Source organism: Enterococcus sp. DIV0660C (assembly GCF_017316125.1).
Lineage (GTDB): Bacteria > Bacillota > Bacilli > Lactobacillales > Enterococcaceae > Enterococcus_B.
In genome coordinates this window covers 47402-68943 of record NZ_JAFLWA010000004.1, presented here as the reverse complement: position 1 = coordinate 68943, position 21542 = coordinate 47402, and the positions used below count along the sequence as shown (strand labels likewise).

The following is a 21542-nucleotide window of genomic DNA, read 5'->3' as shown; positions in this document are numbered from 1 at the left end:
GTTGATGATTGTTTCGCTGTCTATTTGAAAAGAGGGGATGACAAGTTTTTGTCATCTCTCTCTTTTTTTGTGAAAAAACCTTATAAAAATTAGGTGAAATAAGTTTAGTGAATAAAATAAAAAAGTTCACTAAACTTATTGACCTTTGCCTAGCTTTCGTGTATTCTACGAATGAATAAAGCGTTTACAAAAATTTAGGAGGTACTTTATGAAGTACAAAAAATTGTTGAGCGGTGCTTTAGGATTATTGGCAGTAGTTAGTTTGGCAGCCTGTGGTGGTGGTGATTCAAAAGCAGAAGCAGGAGCAGATTCTGCTAAGGATTTGGCAAAAGAAGAACGCGTGAAAAAAGCAAGTATTGAGGTGTATGTTCCCAAAGGGAAGAATACCGATTACTTACAAAAATCCATTGAGCTTTATAATCAGAAATATGATACAGAATTAGAATTGAATCCGGTGGATGTAGCTCCCGCTATTCCGATGGTTCAAAAGGTAACACCAAAATTAGTTGCAAATGAAAAAATGCCAGATTTGATTTTCTTGCAAGATAGTAATGCTGGTTCAGTTTTTGATAAGTTTGAAGATTTATTTTACTCGTCTGAAGACTTTGGCTTTGTAAAAGAGTACGGCAAAGATTTTTATGATGCAAAGATGAACATGTTGGGGAATATTGCACCATCGAAAAAAGTATTTGGTTTTCCTAATGACTGGGGGAATGCATGCATGTTCTATAATGAAACCGCTTTTAAAGAAGCTGGGATCGATGTAACAACCATTAAAAATTGGGATGAATTGATTGATGCAGGGAAGAAATTAAAAGAAAAAACAGGTAAAAAGCTATTATTTATGCGTGATACAGGAGAATTGGATCTTGTTAAATATTTGACGGAACAACAAGGTGTGTCTTTATTTGATAAAAATGGAAAATTAAATTTATTGGATGACGCGGTTAAAAAATCATACGACATCATTCAAAAACTTCAAGATGAAGATTTAGTAGCCTATGGTAATTCAAAAGATTATACAGTGATTGGACAAGAATGTGGCGTAATCTTTGCTGGTGGCTGGTTAGCTTCTTATCAAGCAACGGATTATCCAGATGATGCAGGAAACTGGCGAATCAGTGCGATTCCTGCGGTAGACGAATCAAAAAACTTTTCACCAATGAGTGGTGGATCTAGTTATTATGTACCTAAAAAATCAGATAATGCGTTAGCAGCGTTACAATTCATCACCTTTGCACTAACGGATAAAGATGCGTTGGATGCGTACATGGAACTAAGTGGTTTGCCTGCAAATGTGACTGCTTATCAAAGCGAAGTTGCTCAAAAAGAGTTTCCTTACTACGGAAACCAAAAGATTTTATTGACACTAGATGAAATCAGTCAAAATAGTATCAAGGGTTATGCGTTCCCTTACTCGGCAGATTTAGACAATTATATTGAGGCCGCAAGCTATGACATCAAGAATAAGGGTATGTCTGTTGATAAAGCATTGAAGAAACAAGCAGAAGATTTTTCTTCGAAGTATAACGTAGAAATAAACGAGTAAATCAAACGGGTTAGGATAGTGAGGGCTGCCATACTGTCCTAACCTATTTTTAGAACAGAAAAGGAGCATCTGGATATGGAATTTCCAAAAAAGAAAAAAGCCATTACTAATTATTCCCGAACAGCTTATATCATGTTGTTGCCATTTTTAGCATTTTTCATCATTACTTTATTGATTCCGGCAGTGATGTCATTGGGATTTAGTTTTTCAAAAGTATCGACATCGATTGATTTTATCGGTTTAGATAATTTTACAGCTATTTTTAAAGATCCATTGTTTTTTAAATCGTATTTCAATGTGTTTATTTTTATGATTTTTTCAATTCCGATCACGATTTTCTTTGCTTTGATTTTTGCTGTTTTGTTAAATAAGCCAACAATTAAAGGAAAAGGTTTTTTTCGGACAGTGTACTATTTACCGGCAATCACATCGATTGTTGCAGTGTCATCAGTGTTCTTAACTTTTTATAATCCAACAGGTTTATTCAATACGGTGTTAACAACCTTTGGAATGGAACCGATTCCTTGGCTAACGGATCCATTTTGGGCACGAGTATCGATTATCATTATCTCGATCTGGTTGAATGTTGGGTATTACACAGTTTTGTTTTTAGCCGGATTGCAAAATATCTCGTCAGAAATTTATGAGAGCGCAGATATCGATGGAGCCAATAGTTTTCAAAAATTCTTTAAAATCACGATCCCTTTGTTGAAACCAGTTGTGTTGATGGGAATGATTCTTTCGACAATCAATGGATTAGGTGCCTTTGAAGTACCAAACATTTTATTCAAAAATGGATTCGGACCAGAATCTTCTGCAGTAACAGTTGGTGTGAATTTGTATAAAACAAGTTTTGAAATGGTTGATTTCGGGAAAGCTTCTGCGATTGCTTGGACGATGGTGATCATTGCAGCAATCCTATCCATTATTCAGTTTATTGTAGGAGGAAAAAACAATGAAGCGTAAATTGAACCCATTACTTATTTATTTCGTTTTACTGATTGGTTTAGTAATCTTTGCTTTACCTTATGTTTATATGCTCATTGCTTCAACTCAATCGAACGATGTGATATTAGGGGAAAAAATCAATTTTACAATTGGGCCACACTTTTTAAAAAACCTTGGTGAGATACAAGAAAAATATAATTACATTCGAGTGTTGTTCAATTCAGCTGTCATCACATTGGTAGGGACAGCACTTTCTACGATTGTTACCACGTTAGCTGGGTATGTCATGGCAAAATATCGTTTCAAAGGTAGCAATCTTATTTTCAACTTAGTGATGATTTCTCGAATGATTCCAAGTTTTGCGACATTGATCCCAACTTTCTATATTTTAAGTAAATTTGGTTTAACAAACACATTTGCCGGGGTAATCATTCCGAGCGTTGCTTCGACAACTTCCGTGTTTATGATGCGTCAATATGCACAGCAGTTTCCCAATGAATTGATGGAAGCTTCCCGGATCGACGGTGCTAGTGAATGGACGATTTTTTGGAAAATTGCTGTTCCAGTGTTGACTCCAAGTATTATCACGACAGCGTTATTGACGTTTATGGGTTATTGGAACTCTTATTTGATTCCGTTGATCGTTTTATCCGACTCAAAAAAATTCACTGTCCCATTGATTATTCAAAACATGACACAAAACAACTACGATCCTTTGAATTATGGTGCACTGATGGCCGTTTTAGCGACCTCAGTTATTCCGATTGTCTTGCTTTATATGTTTTTGCAATCAAAATTCAAATCAAATGGTCTAGACTCTGCAATCAAATAAGAATTTTAGGAGGAACTGCAGGATGAATTTCGAAATCAAAGAAGAGTTTTATGTGGATGGGCAGCCAATCAAGCTGATCTCTGGTGCCGTTCATTATTTTAGAATTGCCCCGACACATTGGCGTCAAACGTTACAAAACTTGCAGGCGATGGGCTGTAACTGTGTGGAAACGTACATTCCTTGGAATTTACATGAACCGAAAAAAGGAACGTTTGATTTTACTGGAATTGCAGATGTAACGAAGTTCTTAGATATAGCGGAAGAATTAGGGTTGTATATCATTGTTCGACCAAGTCCGTATATTTGTGCAGAGTGGGATTTTGGTGGGTTGCCAGCTTGGTTATTGGCAGATCCAAGCATGCGCATTCGTAGTCAACATCCAGGTTATTTGCAGGCAGTGAAGGAATATTATCAAGTGTTATTGCCAAAATTAGCGCCATATCAAGTGACACACGGGGGAAGTTTGTTACTCATTCAGGTAGAAAATGAATATGGTTCTTATGGCGAAGATAAAACGTATTTGAAATTTTTAGCAGAAGAACTGCAACACTACTTGGATGTTCCTTTAGTAACCTCAGATGGTGGTTGGGAAGAGGTTTTAGAAGCTGGAACTTTACCACAAGAAGGAATTTTAGCGACAGCAAATTTTGGATCTGGTGCAAATGAAAACTTCAAGTGGTTACAGAATTACCAAGAAAAAAATGGGTTGAATGAACCTTACATGTGCATGGAGTTTTGGGATGGGTGGTTCAACTCTTGGGGAAAACCAATTATTCGTCGCGACCCACAAGAAACAGCAGAAGAAGTACGCCAAGTGTTAAAAAAAGGGAGTATTAATTTCTATATGTTTCAAGGTGGCACGAACTTTGGATTTTATAATGGTTGTTCAGATGCAGGAGCAACGAATGAGCCACAAATCACCTCTTATGATTATGATGCGCCGTTAACAGAATGGGGTATGCCAACGGAAAAATATTTTGCTATTCAAAAAGTGATTCAAGAAGAAGTGCCAACAGCTAAAACTTCAAAACCTGTCTATCCAAAAACAACTTGCTTAGGTTCTTATGCAGTGAAGGAAAGTGTCAGTTTGTTTTCTGTTTTGGAAGAAATCAGTGAGCCCATAATCAATGACTATACTTTGCCTATGGAAAAAATCGGTCAAAATTTTGGATATATCCTGTATCGTAGCCAATTATTGAACAAACGACACATTGCCAAAATGAAAGTCGTTGATGGCTTGGATCGTGTTCAATTTTTCATGAATCAACAGTTGATTGCAACTCAGTATCAGGCAGAATTAGGACAAGAATTTTCATGTGACTTGACCCAAGAAAAAAATAAATTGAGTTTGTTAGTTGAAAACATGGGTCGAAATAATTATGGACCTAAGCTCGTTGCGGATAGTCAACGAAAAGGTATTCGGAGTGGGGTGATGGAGGATATCCATTACATCTCTGATTGGGAACATTATCCATTAGAATTACAGCCAAAGCAGTTAGCAAAAATTGATTTTACCAAGGCGGCAATCGCAAAAACACCAAGTTTTTATAAGATTGAGCTATTGCTAGAGGAAGTCGGAAATACATTTTTAGATTGTAGTACTTTTGGTAAAGGTGTTGTCTTTGTGAATGGGGAAAATATGGGACGCTATTGGCAAGAAGGACCGGTACACTCTTTATTTATTCCTGATTTCTTTTGGAAAAAAGGGATAAATGAAGTCATCATTTTTGAAACAGAGGGTGTGCCAATCCATGAGATCCATTTTTCTGAAACACCGATCATGGCATAGGAGTCAGTGACATGGAGGAAAATTTTAAAGGTTTTTTCAATTGTACAAGTCAAGAAGAATTCATTGCATTTAGAGAAGAATTGCTGAAAAATGATGAAAATGGGTGCGAAGAACTACTTGTAAGAAGTCAACGATTTGTTTCTGGAGAATATCTTTTTGATAACGCGTGGGATATGGAAAGAACGCACGAACCTGTTTTTTGGCAAATAGCAGACATTGAGTGGTCAACTAGTCCAAATGGGGATATGGAATGGCTTTATATGTTGCATCGCCATCGCTTTTTAGTTGATGTAGGATTGGCTTATTTGTTAACAGAAGAGCCAAAGTATCAAGAATATCTTGAATGTTTTTTACATGCATTTCTTCAGCATAACCCACTAAATCAAACAACGAAACAGTCTAGCTGGCGAACAATTGATGTGGGGCTACGTGTGGTTAATTGGTTGAAATTAATTGAAATGAATCGCTTCTTGCCACTTTTCTCGGACGAATTGAAGCAGGAGTTGGAAGCAATTCTCGAGAGCCAAGGAACGTATCTCTACGAAAATTTATCGATTGAAAGAGGCCAGAGCAACTGGCAGGTGTTAGAAATTGCCGGGTTGTATAGTTTAAGTCTAGCTTTTCCCACGTTCGAGAAGGCAGCTTTATGGCGAGTAGAAAGTCTCTTTTATTTAACGCATTCATTAGCTTTACAGGTAGAAGCAGATGGCATGCAACGAGAACAATCTTTTATGTATCACAATGAAGTTTTGCTTTGTTTATTGGAAATTTTACAACTCGCGCAAAGGGCAGAAACGGATGTGCCAGAAAAAATTGTTGACTATGCGAAACAATTGGCAAGAGCAGCCAGCTTGTTTGTGAAACCAAACGGTCAGCAACCGATGTATGGCGATAGCGACCAAGAAGATATGACAGGATTATTGCAATATGCAGAAGTTATTTTAACTAATCCAGATGGACAAATAAAAAAAAATCAAGCAGACTTAACCTTTTTTGCAAAAATGTCTTTAGGAAGAGGTCAATTTCCGATTACGAATCACTTTTTATTGGAAGAAGCTTTTCATCATTTTGAGCAAGCCGGCATCATGATTGCCAAAAGTCCGCTGACGTATCATTTGTTTAAGTGCGGACCTCTGGGCGGCGGACATGGACATGATGATTTACTCCATATTGACTTAGTTTATCAAGGAAAAGACATTTTGATTGATTCAGGTCGATACAGCTATGAATTAAGTAAACATCGACTGGCTTTCAAAGAAGCAACAGCGCATAATACCATCGTGGTGGATCAAAAAAACTTTAATCAACATACAGATGCGTGGGACAGCGTCAAAGTTGCGACACCAATCAATCAAAAAGCCAGCGAAAAGTCAGGTGTCCAGTTTTTTGAAGGTGGTCATTTAGGTTACTTGACATTAGCTGATCCAGTGTACGTTGATCGTAAAGTGATTCATTTTCCGGAAGGATTCAGCCTCGTTAGTGACAACTATCTTTGTCGTGGAAACCATGAAATTGAAACGTTTTTTCATGTTGATTCATCAGTAGTCCAGCAAAAACAAAAGACACTGATTTTCCCAGAATTAGGCTATGAGATTTCATGTTTGGCGAAAGAAACACGTTGGAAATGCTACGAAAAAAATAGCGCACCAACCTACAATGAATTACGAAAAATCACTTGTGCTGTCTTAAAGAAAAATATCCAAGGAACAGCTGCAACCACTTATCTTTTAAACCCACGGGGACTGATTACAAAAGTTGAGAAACTACCCGTTTACTCAGAAGCAGAGCAACAATCAGATGAAATAGTGGAAGCAATCAAAATTCAGTTGAAAGATCGCACGCAAAAATTAATTTTGATCCAACATCAAGAACCTGTCCATGGACGAAGAGCGTATTGTGTTGAAGGAGCATACTATTATGGTCGAGTGGTCGTAGCTACCGACCAAGAAAAAATCGTTTTGTATTAAATTGGAGGGCAATATGCTAACAAAAGAAAAAGTCGCACAAGAACTTGAATTTGTTTATCAAAAAATCATTGATAATCTGTCAACATTTGAAACCTTAGTACCAGCAGCAGTTTCTAAAAATTATCGTTATCCAGCTGTTGAAAATGCAGATTGGACAGATGGTTTTTGGATTGGTATGCTGCATCTGGCTCAAGGTTATCGCCCAGACGAGCGAATCCAGCAAGTGATTACCAAACAGCTAGAAGTATTTCAGCAACGACTAGACGAAGAAATCGTTTTGAACCATCATGATATTGGCTTTTTATATTCCTTAGCAGCAGTTGCTGACTATCGCGAAAACAATACAGCTTCTTCACGAAAAATGGCACTCCAAGCAGCAGATGTTCTGATGCGACGTTATAACGAAACAGCGAAGATTTTCCAAGCTTGGGGTGATCTATCTGATAAAGAACAACAAGGTCGAATGATTATTGACTGCAATATGAATTTGCCTTTACTGTATTTTGCTTCAGATGAAACGGGTGACTCACGTTATCGAGAAGCAGCTAAAAATCACGTGAAATTGGCGCAGAAGTATTTGATTCGTAAAGATTATTCAACTTTTCACACATATTATATGGATATTGAGACAGGAAACCCTCGTTTTGGCGCGACAGCGCAAGGTTACGCGGACGATTCCTGTTGGTCAAGAGGCCAAGCGTGGGGAATCTATGGTTTTCCAATCAGTTTTACTCATATAGGAGATGCAACGTTACTAGAGTCTGCTTGTCATTTAGCAGATTACTACTTAGCTCATTTGCCGGAAGATAAAATTGCTTATTGGGATCTGTTTTTTGTGGATGGCGAGGAAGAAAGAGATACATCTGCATCAGCAATTACGGTTTGTGGCTTGTTGGAGTTGGCAAAACAGTTACCATTAATGGATCCACGACGTCAAGAATATGAAGAAGCTGCGCAAAAAATCATGGTTAATCTGATGAATTACACGACAAAAAATGTTCCAGAATCAAATGGTCTGTTAGTTCAAGGCGTATACTCTAAGCCAGGTGGAACAGGAATTAATGAATGTACTACGTGGGGAGATTATTTTTATTTTGAGGCACTGACACGTTTATATCGAAGTTGGGCAACTTATTGGTAGGAGGAAACAACATGAAAATTCATTATTTAGGCACGGCAGCCGCAGAAAGAGTTCCTGGCATTTTTTGTAACTGTCGTATTTGTCGCTATGCACGAGAACATGGTGGAAAAGATTTACGAACTCAAACGCAAACCTTGATAGATGATGGTGATCTATTGATTGATTTTCCTGGAGATAGCTATTTTCATTTACGGGAACATCAACTGAATTTCAATGAGATCGAACATTTACTGATCACACATTGGCATAGTGATCATTTATATGCAGAAGATTTAGCTTTTCGAATGAGTTCTTATGCTAATGATTTGGACAAAAAGCTAACTGTCTATGGAAATGCAACTGTTCATCGCTTCTTTGATCGCGCATTTGAACTGGAAAAAATGATTGAACCTGAACGTATTGAGTTTCAAGAATTAGCGCCATTTAAAAAGTATCAAATTGGAGAGTACCAAGTTCATACATTACCAGCTGTACATGGTCAAAAAAATGGGGATTGCTTCATTTATGTGATCGAACGCGGAGGAAAGCGATTATTTTATACACATGATACAGGTTTTCCAACCAATGAAGTTTTGGATTATTTAGAAGGGAATCAATTGAAACTAGATGCGATATCCTTGGATTGTACAGGACAAAACATGACATATGTTGGTGGAATTCACATGAATTTAGGCGAAAATTTACGACTGATTCAAACGTTATCCGAACGAGGTTTATGTGATGAAAAGACGACCTATGTTCTCAGTCATTTCTCTCATAATGGCGGTTTGACACATCAGGAAATGAAAGAATTAGCAGATGAACATCAAATGTTGACAGCTTATGATGGGATGAAGATTGAAATCTAAGGATGAAGAGAAGAGTGGAGCAAAACGTGCGAATGTTTTGCTCCATTTTTTTCTACTTTTAGAATCAATTTATTTTTTTATGAATGAGTATGTCCAAAGCACATTGTTTTTCTGACGCATGGTATAATAACACTATAGAATTTTCAGCAGATAGGTTCCAACGCGTAAAGAGTTCAAGCTTTGAGAACAAGCCAAACATCGGTGGAAATGGGAGGAATCAGGATGGAAGAAACAGTTTTTTTTAATTTAGGAAATGCGTTAGCAGCAAAACGTGATCCAAAAGAATTGATTCGTGAAGCACAAATCGTGAAAGATCAACGCCAGCCATTGGGAAAATTAGTCATCGTGGAAGACGAATCGAGTGGAGAACATATTTTGTTTGAATTAGCGAGTCGAGAAGAAAAATCGGAGCAGACAAAAGAGTTTAAGGTGAAGCAAGTGATTGATTAAGTAAACATAATTCAAAAAAACAGACAAACTAGTGAAGAATGGTAGGGAAAACTTAGTTGCCTGTTTTTTTTTGTGGATGAGTGCTATTTTCTATGATGTAGGAATGGTTTATTTTTTCTTTTTTGATTGAAACAACAAACACTCTACCTCCAGCATCTAAACAAAAATTCCACTCACCATTGGTAATCGACTAATGGTGGGTGGAATTTTTTATTGTTTGCTACGAGCAATGACTCGACGAACTTTGGAAATCGAGTCACGCGCTTCTTCTTGATTATAAAACATCAAAATAACGTAAAGCGAGTCCATGATACTTAGTTGAGAAATCCGCGAAGCTAAAGCTTCCGAACGAAATTCTGTCTCTTCTGCAATGGAAATAAAGACCACATCACCAAGTTTAGCCAAAGGGGAATGAGCTTGGCTCGTGACGACGATTACTTTGGCTCCAGTAGCTTTGACTGTCTCTGCTAAACGAATCGTTTCTTTCGATTGACCTGTATGGGAAATCAAGATTGCACAATCAGTAGGTGTCAAAAGAGAAGCTTCCATTAATTGGATATGGTAATCCGTGCTGTGAAAAACTGAGATTGGCGAACGCAAAAATTTGTGATAAGCATCAGTTGCAACAATTTCAGACCCACCTACACCAAAGAAGAATAGCCGATCAGAATTGTTGATCAAATCAACCGCTTTTTTTAAATCTTCTTGTCGTAATAATATTTGTGTATCATTCAAAGTAGTGATATTTGAATCAAACACTTTTTGTGCCATAGTCAGTTCTGTATCATTTTGATCAATATTTTCATGGATCGCAATCGCAGAAAAATCATTTTCTTGAATGAGCATCGCCATTTTGAAATCTTTGAATCCATTGTAACCAAGTTTTTTCGTAAATTGAAAAAAAGTGGAGTCAGCGATTCCAAGTTCATTCGCTAAATCACTAATGGAACTGTGAGCTACTTTACTTGAATTTTCTAGCACGTAATCTGCAATGGCTTGCTCCTTTGGACTGAAATCATTGTACATCGTTCTTATTTGTAAGCGAATGGATACAGACATATGTGTTCCCCCTTTACTCTCTAAATAAAGGATATAATGTTTTGTAAAAAAAATCAAACGAAAAAATTTTTATTTTTTGTATTTACAAAAAAATATTTTTTTGTATAATGGAGATATAGAAATGGAGGCGCTATCATGGAAGTGAGTTTTGTTGGATTAGGCAAGATGGGGATGAACTTAGCAATCAATTTGAAAGAGCGCGGCTATGACGTAAAGGGGACAGACCTATCTGAAGAAACATTGAATATTGCGAAACATGAAGGGATCAAAACGTTTCAAACAGTCGAAGACTTGCTAGCTTCTTATCAAGAAGAGAAGCTAGAACAAAAAATCATTTGGTTGATGTTACCCGCAGGAGAACCAACTGATCGAGTGTTAGAGCAATTGTTACCACTGTTAGCACCAAAAGATATTGTGATTGAAGGTGGAAACTCAAATTATCAAGATTCAGTTCGGCGATCAGCTATTTTTGAAGAACGTGGTATTTATTATTTCGATTGTGGAACATCAGGTGGAATTTCTGGTGCAAGAAATGATGCGTGTCTGATGATTGGCGGAAACAAAGCAATTTTTTTATCGATCGAGCAATTATTTAAAGACCTTTCAATTGAAAACGGTTACTTATATGCAGGCCCAGCCGGAAGTGGTCACTTTTTGAAAATGGTCCATAATGGAATCGAATATGGCATGATGCAAGCAATTGGTGAAGGCTTCCAATTAGTCGAACAAAGTGACTATGATTTCGATTTGGCAAAAGTAGCTCGTGTTTGGAATCATGGTTCCGTTATTCGAGGCTGGTTAATGGAAATCGCAGAAGAACAATTTCGACAAAGTCCTAAATTGGCAGATTATCGCGGAATCGTAGCTGCTTCTGGTGAGGCAAAGTGGACAGTAGAAACAGCGCTAGCAATGGATGTCCCCGTTCCAGTGATTGCCATGAGTTTATTCATGAGAAATCTATCACAGGAAGAAGATAGTTTTTCCGCAAAAGTTGTTTCTGCTTTGCGAAATGGTTTTGGAGGTCATGAAGTTATCAAAAAAGAATGAGAGGAGTAAGGAAATGTCTAAGTATCAAATCGCAATTGTGAATTCGAGTAGCTTTGGCAAAATATTTCCTGAACATTTACGACGCTTGGAAGCGTTAGGAACTGTCAAACATTTTACTGTAGATGGTGAGATATCTGGGAAAGAACTGGCAGAAGTGTTGCATGGCTACAATGTGATTATTGCTAGTGTTACCCCGTTTTTTACGAAAGAATTTTTTGAGTACAAAGATGAATTACGTTTGATTTCTCGCCATGGTATTGGATATAACAACATCGACCTCGAAGCAGCAAAAGAAAAAGGAACGATCGTTTCGATCATTCCAGCATTGGTTGAGCGTGATGCTGTAGCCGAAAACAATATCACAAACTTGTTAGCTATTTTAAGATGTACAGTTGAAGCAGATGCCAGTGTGAAAAAGGATCACTGGGAAAATCGTGCACAATTTGTTGGTCGGGCACTCTTCAACAAAACAGTTGGCGTAATCGGAGTTGGAAACACAGGGAGCTGTGTGGTCGAAATTTTACGAAATGGTTTTCGTTGCGAAGTTTTGGCATATGATCCTTATAAATCAGATTTGTATTTACAAAGCTTTGGTGCAAAAAAAGTCGAATTGAGTGAATTACTTGCTTCAGCCGATATTATCTGTTTATGTGCGAATCTCACAGAAGAAAATTATCATATGATTTCAACGGCTGAAATCAAAAAAATGAAGGATCAAGTTTATCTATCAAATAGTGCTAGAGGTGCTTTGATCGATGAGGAAGCATTGGTTGCAGGGCTAAGATCAGGAAAAATCGCTGGTTTTGCTACAGATGTCTTGGAGGAAGAACCAGGAAGAAAAGATCATCCTTATCTATCATTTGAAAATGTTGTAATGACCCCACACACCTCTGCTTATACAAGGGAATGCTTAGAAGAGATGGGGAAAAAATGTGTTGAAGATGTCGAGCGAATTGTTGCTGGTCGGTTACCTGAACGATCGGTCCAAAGTCAGAGCTATTATTTAGTATAAAAATCAGTTGATAAAATCAATTTGTGGAATAAAGGTCGTTAGGTCAAAAAAATGAACGAAGGTTTAGGGGAGGACTTATGGAAAATTTAAGTATCATACAAAGCTTATTGATCGCCTTATGGGTTGCAGCTATCATGTCAAGATGGCTTGGTGGAGGAGCAACATTAACACTTCGATTCTCACCATTGATGACAGGATTAGTTGTCGGAGTCATCATGGGAAATGTGGCACAAGCAATGATTATCACGGCATCATTACAAATGATTTATATGGGTGTCTTTTCACCTGGAGGTTCAATGCCAGCTGAACCATCTATTGCAGCAGCAGTTGCCGTTCCAGTAGCACTTCTAGGAGATCTTTCACCTGAAGCAGCGATTGCAGTAGCGGTTCCAGTAGGATTATTAGGAAGTTATTTATATCAATTACGTTTTTTTATCAACACATTTTTAGGGAAGTACACGGATAAAGCTGTTGAAGATTTGAATGATAAAGCAATCAAACGTTCGATTATCTTATATCCAACCTTGGCTTCATTTCTGTTATTCGTACCATTAGTATTTATTGCGCTTTACTTAGGGGCACCAATTATTGCCGATGTGATTACTGCTTTAGAAGGAACTGTCGTCATCCATATTTTAGAGGTCGTTGGTGGTGGTTTAGCGGCAATCGGGATTGCTACGACAGTGTATGTTATTGGTCGAAAAGATTACATGGTGTTCTTCTTCTTGGCTTATTTCTTAAGTGTTGTCTTCAAATCATTAGAAATCACGATGGTAACTTACGCAATCTTTGGTGTATTGATTGCTTTGATTTTCGTGAAGTCACAACAAGGAAAACATGTCCAAGCAGCTACTGATAATGGTACTGCAGCGACAACAACATTTGATGATGATGACGATGACTACGATGATGGATTCTAAGTGAAGTAAGGAGGAAGAATGATGACAGAAGCAATTGAAAAAACACAAGTAAACAGTCAAGCACCAGAAGAAATTACCAAAAAAGATGTGACGAAAGCCTATTTACGTTGGCATTTTGCGAATGAAATTCCGCACTCGTTTGAACGCTATTTGGCACCATCGTTACTGTATGGAATGATGCCAATTTTAAAAAAATTGTATAAAGATGACGATGCTAGAAGAGCTGCTTATAAGCGACAATTATTATTTTTCAATACCCAGTTGAGTTGGGGTGGTGGCGTAATCACTGGTTTGATGTCTTCGATGGAACAACAACGCGCAGAGGAAGAATATACTGACAGCGAAGTTTTGATGCAAGATGATTTGATGTACAACACAAAAGCTGGTTTGATGGGGGCGTTGGCAGGAATCGGGGATGCAATTGACTCAGGAACTGTTCAATATATCTTTATCGCAATCGCAGTTCCATGGGCCCAACAAGGGAGCCCATTAGGTGCGTTGTTCCCATTCATCTGTTTTGCTACGTATCAAGCGATTTTAGGCGTGTTCTTTGCAAGACAAGCTTTTGCAATGGGGCGAAATGCTACTGGTTTGATGCAAAGTACCGGTATTCAAACAGCAATTGAAACATTATCTGTTTTAGGACTATTCATGATGGGCGTCCTAGCTGGTAATTATGTCAAAGTCGAATCAACCTTGAAGTTTGTTATTTCTGGTAAAGATTTCGTCATTCAAGACATCTTGGACCAAATTGTTCCAGGCTTGTTGCCATTGGCAGTCGTGATGGGTGTGTATTGGTTCTACACCAAAAAAGGATTGAAGGTAACCCAAGCATTACTCTGGCTAACCTTGATTTTGATTGTCTTAGCAGGTATCGGAATTTTATAAAAATTAAAGGAAGTGTTTTTGATGGGAAAAGTAAACTTAGCACGTGTAGATGAACGTTTGATCCATGGTCAAGTAATGGTGACTTTGTCACAAAAGAGTGGTGTCAATTCCATTTTTGTAGTGGATGACGTTGTAGCAAAAGATAAATTCATGCGCGACCTTTATAAAAACGCGGGAAGTCGCACAGGTCAAAAAACGATTGTTATCACAAGTGATAAAGCGAAATTTTACTGGGATGAATATGAATTTAAAGAATATAACTGTATCTTGATTGCTAAAACAGTAAGTGTGATCTATGACTTAGTCAAACATGGTGTGCCAATGAAAGAACTAAATATTGGCGGGATTGCTCAAAAGGATCCAGAAAAAGATTTATTAGTAACCAAATCTGTTTATTTAAATAAAGAAGATGCGCAAAAACTAAAAGAATTGAACGAAGATTATGGGGTTGAAAACATTTATTTCCAAGCAACACCATCTGCACCAAAGTCAACGTTAAAAGATATTTTAAGCAAATTTGATTTGTGAGATCACGTAGAAAGATCAGCAAATGGAGTCTGGGATTTGAACGCCAGACTCCTAAAATAAACGAGCAAGGTTAGGTGGGAGTACGATGCAAAAAAAGGAACGTTTTCAAGATTGGTTGTTTCGTTACCAATATATCTATCGCTTACGGCGCACACACAAACAAAAAACAAGATTTATCTCAGCAGCCATTGCAGATATTTTACCGATGCGAGAAGACGTACAAATCATTGAATATAACCAACAAAAAAGAACTTCTTCCAGAAATATTTACGTTGGCGATGTTGAAAATGCCGAGCGAGTGATTTGCACGTATTATGACACCCCGCCTAGACATGTTGGGGCATATGCTTTGTTTCAACGAAAAGAACAAGCGAAAGCTACGACTAAATTTATTTTATTAGGCACAGTTAGTCTGATTTTTATCGGCTTAATAGCGACGATTCTTTACTTAATGAAACAAACATTGACTTTTGATGTGACTACTTTGAGTTCTTGGCTCGTAATTGCTGTCTTTGCCAGTTATTTTTATTTTTTAGGCAAGGTCACTCAAGGGTTATCGAATCGTAAAAATCTTGTTCGGAATACGTCATCTATCTTGACGCTGCTAGCAATGATGGAAGAACCAGATGAAAAAACAGCCTACGCATTGCTTGATGAAGGATGTTTCGGTGAGCAAGGAGTTGCTGTATTACAAAGTGTCATCAAGAAAAATTGTGAAGTGTACGTATTGGATAGTGTTGGGGCAAAGGCACCATTGAGAGTACTAGGTGCGCCTAAGAAAACCAGTGAAGTTGCTAAAAAAGTCGGTATTGAGGTTGTGTCCGAAGGATTGTTAGAAAAACAGCCGATGTATTTATTTAGTGGTGAAAATCAAGCGGAAACAACTGACTTTTATTTAAGTCGAGCGGTGCTCGATCAAAAAGAACTTAATATGGAAAATATCGCAAAAGTGATGACTTTTTTCAAAAAAAATGAATCAAAATTGTCTGTCGAGGAGGAAACAGCATGTTAGGGATCGTGATTGCAACACATGGTACATTGAGTGAGGGATTAAAAGATGCTGCCACAGTGATTATTGGGGCAACGAATAATACAGCAACTGTTAGTTTGAACCAAGCAGATGATGTGCAACTGTTGGGCAAAAAAATTGGAGAAGCAATTCACGAAGTCAATCAAGAGAATGGCGTCATTGTGTTAACAGATTTAGTAAGTGCTAGTCCTTATAATCAGTCAGTACTAGCTGTTAGTCAATTAGAACCAACACTTCAAGAACAAGTGTATGTCATCGGTGGTGTTAACCTACCTATGCTATTGGAAACGATCAATCATCAATTGATTGAAACGCCTTTAGAACAAGTTGCTCCGGCAATTCTTGCACAAGGAGAAGATAGTTTACAAGCATGGCATACATCAATGACTGAAGAAAATGATGAAGAAGATGACTTTTAAAGGAGGCGTAAGCCAAGATGAAGTGGGGATTTAGATGGTATGGTCAAGGAGACTCGATTCCGCTGGAAAATGTAGGCCAAATTCCGGGTATCAATGGAATCGTAGGTACTTTGTTGGATAAGCTACCCGGTGATGTCTGGGCAGTTGATGAAATTCAGAAACTAAAAGATTCTGTTGAAGCTGGTAACTTAGAATTATTGGGGATTGAAAGTGTAGCCATCCATGATGCAATCAAAGCAGGGACTGATGAGAGAGATCATTACATTGATAATTATATCCAGACAATCAAGAATTTGTCCAAGTGTGGCGTGCATTTGATTTGTTATAGCTTTAAGCCAATTTTTGGTTGGGCAAAGACCAATTTGTTTTATGAAAATGCAGATGGCAGCTTTTCATTAGTTTATGATCAGTCTGTTGTGGATGACATGCAACCAAGTGAAATGTATACATTGATCCATAGCCAATCAAAAGGATTTCGTTTACCTGGCTGGGAGAAAGAACGTCTAGATAAATTCAATCGATTGGTAGAAATTTATGAAGGTGTAACGGAAGAAATTCTATTTGACAATTTAACCTATTTCTTGCAAAAAATTATTCCGGTTTGTGAAGAAATGGATGTGAAAATGGCGATTCATCCGGATGATCCACCTTGGGAAATCTTTGGCTTTCCACGCATTACAAAAAACCTAGCAGACTTAAAACGAATTTTATCAATTGTTGATTCTCCTTACAACGGAATCACGTTATGCACTGGTTCATTGGGAGCAGATCCAGCAAATGACTTGGTTGAAATCATTCATGAGGTTGGGGAACGAATCAACTTTGTTCACTTTAGAAATGTTGGCTTTATGGGAGAAAGAAAATTTAAAGAAACAGCACATTTGTCAACAGAAGGTTCACTTGACATGTATGCATTGATGCAAGCCTTAGTGGATGTTGGTTTTGATGGCGTGATTCGCCCTGACCATGGCCGAACGATCTGGGGCGAAGTAGCGATGCCGGGTTATGGTCTATATGACCGAGCGATGGGAATCACTTATATGCAAGGGTTACACGAAGCAATCACAAAAGCAAAAAAATAGATCACGTTTTGTGAGGGAGCGAGTTTGAAAATGCAGACAGTTCAAAGCGAAGTTTATCAAAAAATAGAGGAAGCAAAGTTATTGCCGCTTTATACTGCAACGAATCTTGACTATCTGGATCGCTTGGAAGAAATTCTGTTAGCAAATCAGTTACCGTTAGTTGAAGTCACATTTCGTAGTGAATTGGCAGAAGCAGCCATCAAAAAATTAGCAAAATCTGGAAAACTGTTGGTGGGCGCGGGCACTGTGCGAACATTGACACAGGCAAAGGCAGCAATTAAAAATGGTGCGAAATTTATTGTGTCACCAGCTGTGATCCCAGAAGTTATCGAATATAGTTTAACTCAAGATATCCCTGTATTCCCTGGAACAGCAACCCCTAGTGAAATCCAACAGGCAGTGGATTATGGCATTCATATTGTCAAATTTTTTCCAGCAGATATCTATGGTGGGCTAAAGGCAATCAAGGCGTTGAGTGGGCCCTTTTATGACGTGAAATTTTTGCCCACCGGTGGTATTGATGAGACCAATGTTCTCGATTACTTGAACCATTCTCAGGTAATAGCAGTTGGCGGGTCATTTATTCTTTCAGAAACAAGTTTGAAACAAGATGATGGAGTAACTGCCAGTCAGCACCTGAACGAATTAATAGAAACAGTCAAGGGACAATCTTTCAGGATAAGTGGATAAGGTTGTGGAATGGATCCAAGAGGTAAGAAAATGGGTGGGACAAAACGACTAGGCGTTTTGCCCACCTTTTTGACGAGAATGACTACTTGATGAATTAGGCAAGGGAAATTTACAACCTATTTTACTTTTTCATTAGCTGTTTCCTTCATCGCTTACTGCTGTCCTTTCTTTTCCTTTTGGGGTAGAATGAATCAACTCAAGTTATTGGAGGCTATTATGAATAAAATCGAATTATTTATTTTTGATATGGATGGACTTATGTTTGATACAGGTCGTCTTAGTTATCGAGGCTACTTCAATTCTGCAGAAAAACATGATTATGAATTGAATCATAATGTTTATTATTATTTGACAGGAAAAACAGATTCTGATATTCGTTTGGGGATGAAAGAACTCTACGGTGAGGACGTTCCTTACAATGAATGGCGTGATTCAATGAATGTGTTTAAAAATGAACTACTGGCGAAAGAAAAAACTGTTCATAAAAAATATGGCTTGGTGCCGTTGCTAGATTTTGCCAAAGAACAAGGAGTTAAAATTGCTGTTGCTTCGTCATCAAAGCGAGAAAAAGTCTTGGTTTACTTAGAGATGGAAGGAATCACTGACTATTTTGATGTGATATTGGCAGGAGACGAGGTTGAAGCAGGGAAACCAAATCCAGAGATTTTTTTAAAAGCAAGTCAAAAAGCTGGTATCGATCCAACCCATGCTCTTGTCTTTGAAGATTCAAGAGTGGGGATCGAAGCAGCACGTCGTGCAGGAATTCGTTCTGTTTTAGTTGAAGATGATATTACAGATTTGCCAGTTAGAAAAGGGCGCTACCCGCTGAAAAAAGACCTTTCACGTTTACGTGAACGTCCTGCACCAGCAGACTATCAATTTCATGATTTGCTGCAAGCGAGAAATTTTTTGGCGAAAAAAGAGTTGTTTTTATAAGCATTTAGTAAATTGAAAGAAGCTCAGCTGCCTCACAATCGGCAGTTGAGCTTCTTTTTTTATGCAAGCAACAAGTTGTAAACTGTTAATTATCTTTATTTAAAATTTGATTGATCTCTTGACTCAAAAGATCTGCTTTACCACCAAAAACGGCTTGAATACCACCTTTGACTTCAAAAACAGCTGTAGCACCTAGTTCCTGGATAACTTGTTTATTGACAAGCTGACCGTTGGTGACAGAAATACGTAGACGAGTAGCGCAAGCCTCGACTGATTCAATATTTTCTTGGTTTCCAAGTGCAGTAATGATAGTTAGTGATTCTTCATGTAAAGTAGTTGGTTTCTTTTCGCTTTGCTTCTCAAATTCCTTCGGTGTTTCATCTGTAGCTAACTCCATTCCTGGAATCGCGACCTTGAATTTTTTGATACAAAAGGAAAAGACAATATAATAAATAACTGCCCAAGCAAGACCAAAAGGTAGTAATTTCAACCAATTTGTTTTGTCGTTTCCTTGTAAAACACCAAACAACAAGAAGTCAATAAGTCCTCCAGAGAAGGAATTACCAATCCGAATATTCAAGATATCAGCAAAATAAAAAGAGAGACCATCCAAAAATGCGTGAATGACATATAACCACGGTGCTACAAATAAAAACATATACTCAACAGGTTCAGTAATTCCAGTTAAGAAAGAAGTCAATGCACCACTAAAATACAATCCGCCATTTTTTTTACGGTTTTGCTTAGGAATGGCACGGTACATTGCATAGCATGCAGCAGGTAACCCAAACATCATCGTAGCAAATCTTCCTGCAAAGAAGCGAGTTCCATAAGTGAAAAGACCCGTGTGACTTGAGTCTGCTAACTGAGCAAAGAAAATATTTTGTGCACCTGAGATCGTTGAACCAGCAACGGTTTCTGTTCCACCCAATGAAGTATACCAGAACAATGGATAGATTGTGTGGTGTAAGCCAACTGCACCAGTTAAACGAAGTAAAAAACCATATAAAAATGTACCTAGACTACCCATTTGTGCAATTTGTTCACCAGCAATAACCAAGCCATTTTGTATTGGAGGCCAGATTAAATAAAAAAATGAGCCGATGAGAATTGCAGCTAAACTCGAAACGATTGGAATAAAACGAGAGCCACCAAAGAAACCAAGAAACTGTGGTAATTCGATTTTTCGATAACGATTATGCAAAAAGGCGACCGTGCCACCGATGACAATCGAGCCAACGACTCCAGTATCAAGTGTGGCACCTTCAGGAGAAAAAAGTTCTAGAAATCCACTAATTGTTGCTGTATACACGAGATAGGCAACACCACCAGCTAACCCGGCCGTTCCTTTATCACCATCTGCTAAGCCAACTGCAATACCGATTGCAAAAATTAACGCTAGATTTGCAAAGACAGCATTACCAGCAACACTCATGATACTTAAAATCGTGTGTAACCAAGGTTGAGATAAAAGGGGATAGGCGTTTATGGCGCTTTCATTTGTTAACGCACCCCCCAGTCCAAGAAGAAGGCCAGCAACAGGTAAGATAGCAATCGGAAGCATAAACGCACGACCAAGCTTTGAAAATTTTTTGAACATAGTGATTCCTCCTAGTTTAATTCATCAACGAAACGCTGAGCAATTTCTTGCGGTCGCGTAATTGCACCACCAACAACAATTCCAGCAACACCTAAATCTTTGATTTTTTTTGCTTGTTCGGGTGTGTGGATCTTTCCTTCTGCAATAACATATAAATCTGCTTCAACTAGTTTTTTGATAAGCTCAATATCGGGGCCATCTTGGTGTTTGCTATCTGCTGTATAACCACTCAACGTTGTTCCGACAAAATCAACACCAGCTTCAGCAGCGTTGATACCTTCTGCAAATGTGGCAATGTCCGCCATCAATAGTTGATTGGGGTATTTGTCCTTGACTTGAGAAATAAATTCATTGATCGTTAAACCATCGTGACGTTTACGCAACGTACAATCGAGGGCAATTACTTCCACACCAGTTGAAACTAGTTCATCAATTTCGCGCATTGTGGCAGTAATAAATGGTTCCTCAGGTAAATAATCACGCTTGATGATACCGATCATCGGTAAATCAACTTGTTCTTTGATTTCTAAAATATCACGAACAGAATTTGCGCGAATCCCGACAGCTCCTGCTTTTTGGGCAGCTAAAGCAAATAAAGGCATTAAGCCTCCTGTTTCACTGTAAAATACTTCGCCAGGTAAAGCCTGACAAGAAACAATCAATCCATGAGAAATAGTCTCTAAAAATAGTTGTTTTTTCATTCTCCTTAATTCTCCGTTTTTATTTTTATTTTGGAGTTTAACTCCGATTGAAGTATAGCATCCGCTTACATGCGTGTAAAGGCCAAAATGGAGAATTTTGGAGATT

General features: G+C 38.0%; 21 protein-coding genes. 18 read left to right on the top strand and 3 right to left on the bottom strand.

Going from position 1 to position 21542, the window contains the following annotated elements; genetic code table 11:
• Positions 1-208: 208 nt before the first annotated feature.
• The 8 genes from DOK81_RS01170 (at position 209) to DOK81_RS01135 (ending at position 9524) form a co-directional block, all read left to right on the top strand.
• Positions 209-1549: an extracellular solute-binding protein gene (locus DOK81_RS01170; protein ID WP_206907329.1), complete on the top strand. Its 1341-nt coding sequence runs from the start codon at positions 209-211 to the stop codon at positions 1547-1549.
• Between the two features lie 75 nt (positions 1550-1624).
• On the top strand, positions 1625-2515 hold the full coding sequence (locus DOK81_RS01165; protein WP_206907327.1) for a sugar ABC transporter permease: 891 nt from the start codon (positions 1625-1627) through the stop codon (positions 2513-2515).
• A complete protein-coding gene (locus tag DOK81_RS01160) occupies positions 2505-3329 on the top strand; it encodes a carbohydrate ABC transporter permease (RefSeq protein WP_206907324.1) in 825 nt (274 codons plus the stop codon). The genes DOK81_RS01165 and DOK81_RS01160 overlap by 11 nt, the downstream gene beginning before the upstream one ends.
• A gap of 22 nt (positions 3330-3351) precedes the next feature.
• Positions 3352-5118: a beta-galactosidase family protein gene (locus DOK81_RS01155; protein ID WP_206907323.1), complete on the top strand. Its 1767-nt coding sequence runs from the start codon at positions 3352-3354 to the stop codon at positions 5116-5118.
• A gap of 11 nt (positions 5119-5129) precedes the next feature.
• Positions 5130-7085 (top strand): alginate lyase family protein, encoded by a 1956-nt coding sequence (locus DOK81_RS01150; protein WP_206907321.1) that lies wholly within the window; start codon positions 5130-5132, stop codon positions 7083-7085.
• 13 nt (positions 7086-7098) lie between these two features.
• The gene (locus DOK81_RS01145; protein ID WP_206907319.1) at positions 7099-8226 is read left to right on the top strand and encodes a glycoside hydrolase family 88 protein; all 1128 of its coding nucleotides are present in this window, start codon (positions 7099-7101) and stop codon (positions 8224-8226) included.
• Positions 8227-8237: 11 nt separating this feature from the next.
• Positions 8238-9074, top strand: coding sequence for an MBL fold metallo-hydrolase (locus DOK81_RS01140; protein ID WP_206907317.1), 837 nt, complete (start codon positions 8238-8240; stop codon positions 9072-9074).
• Between the two features lie 222 nt (positions 9075-9296).
• Positions 9297-9524 (top strand): hypothetical protein, encoded by a 228-nt coding sequence (locus DOK81_RS01135; RefSeq protein ID WP_206907315.1) that lies wholly within the window; start codon positions 9297-9299, stop codon positions 9522-9524.
• A gap of 210 nt (positions 9525-9734) precedes the next feature.
• On the opposite strand, the gene DOK81_RS01130 is transcribed toward DOK81_RS01135, so the two are convergent.
• Positions 9735-10583 (bottom strand): MurR/RpiR family transcriptional regulator, encoded by an 849-nt coding sequence (locus DOK81_RS01130; RefSeq protein WP_206907313.1) that lies wholly within the window; start codon positions 10581-10583, stop codon positions 9735-9737.
• Positions 10584-10718: 135 nt separating this feature from the next.
• Here DOK81_RS01130 and gnd point away from each other — a divergent pair, with 135 nt between their 5' ends.
• The 10 genes from gnd (at position 10719) to DOK81_RS01080 (ending at position 19135) form a co-directional block, all read left to right on the top strand.
• Complete coding sequence (gene gnd / locus DOK81_RS01125; RefSeq protein ID WP_206907304.1) at positions 10719-11630, top strand: phosphogluconate dehydrogenase (NAD(+)-dependent, decarboxylating); 912 nt, start codon at positions 10719-10721, stop codon at positions 11628-11630.
• A gap of 13 nt (positions 11631-11643) precedes the next feature.
• Positions 11644-12642, top strand: coding sequence for a D-isomer specific 2-hydroxyacid dehydrogenase family protein (locus tag DOK81_RS01120; protein ID WP_206907302.1), 999 nt, complete (start codon positions 11644-11646; stop codon positions 12640-12642).
• A 77-nt stretch (positions 12643-12719) separates the two neighbouring features.
• A complete protein-coding gene (locus tag DOK81_RS01115; RefSeq protein WP_206907300.1) occupies positions 12720-13562 on the top strand; it encodes a PTS sugar transporter subunit IIC in 843 nt (280 codons plus the stop codon).
• Between the two features lie 21 nt (positions 13563-13583).
• Positions 13584-14450, top strand: a complete 867-nt coding sequence (locus DOK81_RS01110; protein WP_206907298.1) for a PTS system mannose/fructose/sorbose family transporter subunit IID — start codon at positions 13584-13586, stop codon at positions 14448-14450.
• Between the two features lie 21 nt (positions 14451-14471).
• Positions 14472-14978 carry a PTS sugar transporter subunit IIB gene (locus DOK81_RS01105; protein WP_206898171.1) on the top strand — a complete coding sequence of 169 codons (507 nt, stop codon included), beginning with the start codon at positions 14472-14474 and terminating at the stop codon, positions 14976-14978.
• An 85-nt stretch (positions 14979-15063) separates the two neighbouring features.
• Complete coding sequence (locus tag DOK81_RS01100) at positions 15064-15990, top strand: hypothetical protein (protein ID WP_206907296.1); 927 nt, start codon at positions 15064-15066, stop codon at positions 15988-15990.
• A complete protein-coding gene (locus DOK81_RS01095) occupies positions 15984-16427 on the top strand; it encodes a PTS fructose transporter subunit IIA (RefSeq protein ID WP_206907294.1) in 444 nt (147 codons plus the stop codon). The genes DOK81_RS01100 and DOK81_RS01095 overlap by 7 nt, the downstream gene beginning before the upstream one ends.
• A 17-nt stretch (positions 16428-16444) precedes the next feature.
• Positions 16445-17509, top strand: a complete 1065-nt coding sequence (gene uxuA, locus DOK81_RS01090) for a mannonate dehydratase (RefSeq protein WP_206907292.1) — start codon at positions 16445-16447, stop codon at positions 17507-17509.
• A 30-nt stretch (positions 17510-17539) separates the two neighbouring features.
• On the top strand, positions 17540-18199 hold the full coding sequence (gene eda / locus DOK81_RS01085; protein WP_206907290.1) for a bifunctional 4-hydroxy-2-oxoglutarate aldolase/2-dehydro-3-deoxy-phosphogluconate aldolase: 660 nt from the start codon (positions 17540-17542) through the stop codon (positions 18197-18199).
• 216 nt (positions 18200-18415) lie between these two features.
• Positions 18416-19135 carry an HAD family phosphatase gene (locus DOK81_RS01080; protein ID WP_206907288.1) on the top strand — a complete coding sequence of 240 codons (720 nt, stop codon included), beginning with the start codon at positions 18416-18418 and terminating at the stop codon, positions 19133-19135.
• Positions 19136-19220: 85 nt separating this feature from the next.
• Here the strand turns inward: DOK81_RS01080 and DOK81_RS01075 are convergent, their stop codons facing one another.
• Together DOK81_RS01075 and DOK81_RS01070 are read right to left on the bottom strand one after the other, a co-directional pair.
• The gene (locus tag DOK81_RS01075; protein WP_206907286.1) at positions 19221-20735 is read right to left on the bottom strand and encodes a PTS transporter subunit EIIC; all 1515 of its coding nucleotides are present in this window, start codon (positions 20733-20735) and stop codon (positions 19221-19223) included.
• Between the two features lie 11 nt (positions 20736-20746).
• Positions 20747-21436 (bottom strand): N-acetylmannosamine-6-phosphate 2-epimerase, encoded by a 690-nt coding sequence (locus DOK81_RS01070; protein WP_206907284.1) that lies wholly within the window; start codon positions 21434-21436, stop codon positions 20747-20749.
• Between the last annotated feature and the right edge of the window lie 106 nt (positions 21437-21542).

Coding starts and splice junctions, on each gene's coding strand:
- DOK81_RS01170 (WP_206907329.1), top strand. CDS start 209: ATGAAGTACAAAAAATTGTTGAGCGGTGCTTTAGGATTATTGGCAGTA.
- DOK81_RS01165 (WP_206907327.1), top strand. CDS start 1,625: ATGGAATTTCCAAAAAAGAAAAAAGCCATTACTAATTATTCCCGAACA.
- DOK81_RS01160 (WP_206907324.1), top strand. CDS start 2,505: ATGAAGCGTAAATTGAACCCATTACTTATTTATTTCGTTTTACTGATT.
- DOK81_RS01155 (WP_206907323.1), top strand. CDS start 3,352: ATGAATTTCGAAATCAAAGAAGAGTTTTATGTGGATGGGCAGCCAATC.
- DOK81_RS01150 (WP_206907321.1), top strand. CDS start 5,130: ATGGAGGAAAATTTTAAAGGTTTTTTCAATTGTACAAGTCAAGAAGAA.
- DOK81_RS01145 (WP_206907319.1), top strand. CDS start 7,099: ATGCTAACAAAAGAAAAAGTCGCACAAGAACTTGAATTTGTTTATCAA.
- DOK81_RS01140 (WP_206907317.1), top strand. CDS start 8,238: ATGAAAATTCATTATTTAGGCACGGCAGCCGCAGAAAGAGTTCCTGGC.
- DOK81_RS01135 (WP_206907315.1), top strand. CDS start 9,297: ATGGAAGAAACAGTTTTTTTTAATTTAGGAAATGCGTTAGCAGCAAAA.
- DOK81_RS01130 (WP_206907313.1), bottom strand. CDS start 10,583: ATGTCTGTATCCATTCGCTTACAAATAAGAACGATGTACAATGATTTC.
- gnd (WP_206907304.1), top strand. CDS start 10,719: ATGGAAGTGAGTTTTGTTGGATTAGGCAAGATGGGGATGAACTTAGCA.
- DOK81_RS01120 (WP_206907302.1), top strand. CDS start 11,644: ATGTCTAAGTATCAAATCGCAATTGTGAATTCGAGTAGCTTTGGCAAA.
- DOK81_RS01115 (WP_206907300.1), top strand. CDS start 12,720: ATGGAAAATTTAAGTATCATACAAAGCTTATTGATCGCCTTATGGGTT.
- DOK81_RS01110 (WP_206907298.1), top strand. CDS start 13,584: ATGACAGAAGCAATTGAAAAAACACAAGTAAACAGTCAAGCACCAGAA.
- DOK81_RS01105 (WP_206898171.1), top strand. CDS start 14,472: ATGGGAAAAGTAAACTTAGCACGTGTAGATGAACGTTTGATCCATGGT.
- DOK81_RS01100 (WP_206907296.1), top strand. CDS start 15,064: ATGCAAAAAAAGGAACGTTTTCAAGATTGGTTGTTTCGTTACCAATAT.
- DOK81_RS01095 (WP_206907294.1), top strand. CDS start 15,984: ATGTTAGGGATCGTGATTGCAACACATGGTACATTGAGTGAGGGATTA.
- uxuA (WP_206907292.1), top strand. CDS start 16,445: ATGAAGTGGGGATTTAGATGGTATGGTCAAGGAGACTCGATTCCGCTG.
- eda (WP_206907290.1), top strand. CDS start 17,540: ATGCAGACAGTTCAAAGCGAAGTTTATCAAAAAATAGAGGAAGCAAAG.
- DOK81_RS01080 (WP_206907288.1), top strand. CDS start 18,416: ATGAATAAAATCGAATTATTTATTTTTGATATGGATGGACTTATGTTT.
- DOK81_RS01075 (WP_206907286.1), bottom strand. CDS start 20,735: ATGTTCAAAAAATTTTCAAAGCTTGGTCGTGCGTTTATGCTTCCGATT.
- DOK81_RS01070 (WP_206907284.1), bottom strand. CDS start 21,436: ATGAAAAAACAACTATTTTTAGAGACTATTTCTCATGGATTGATTGTT.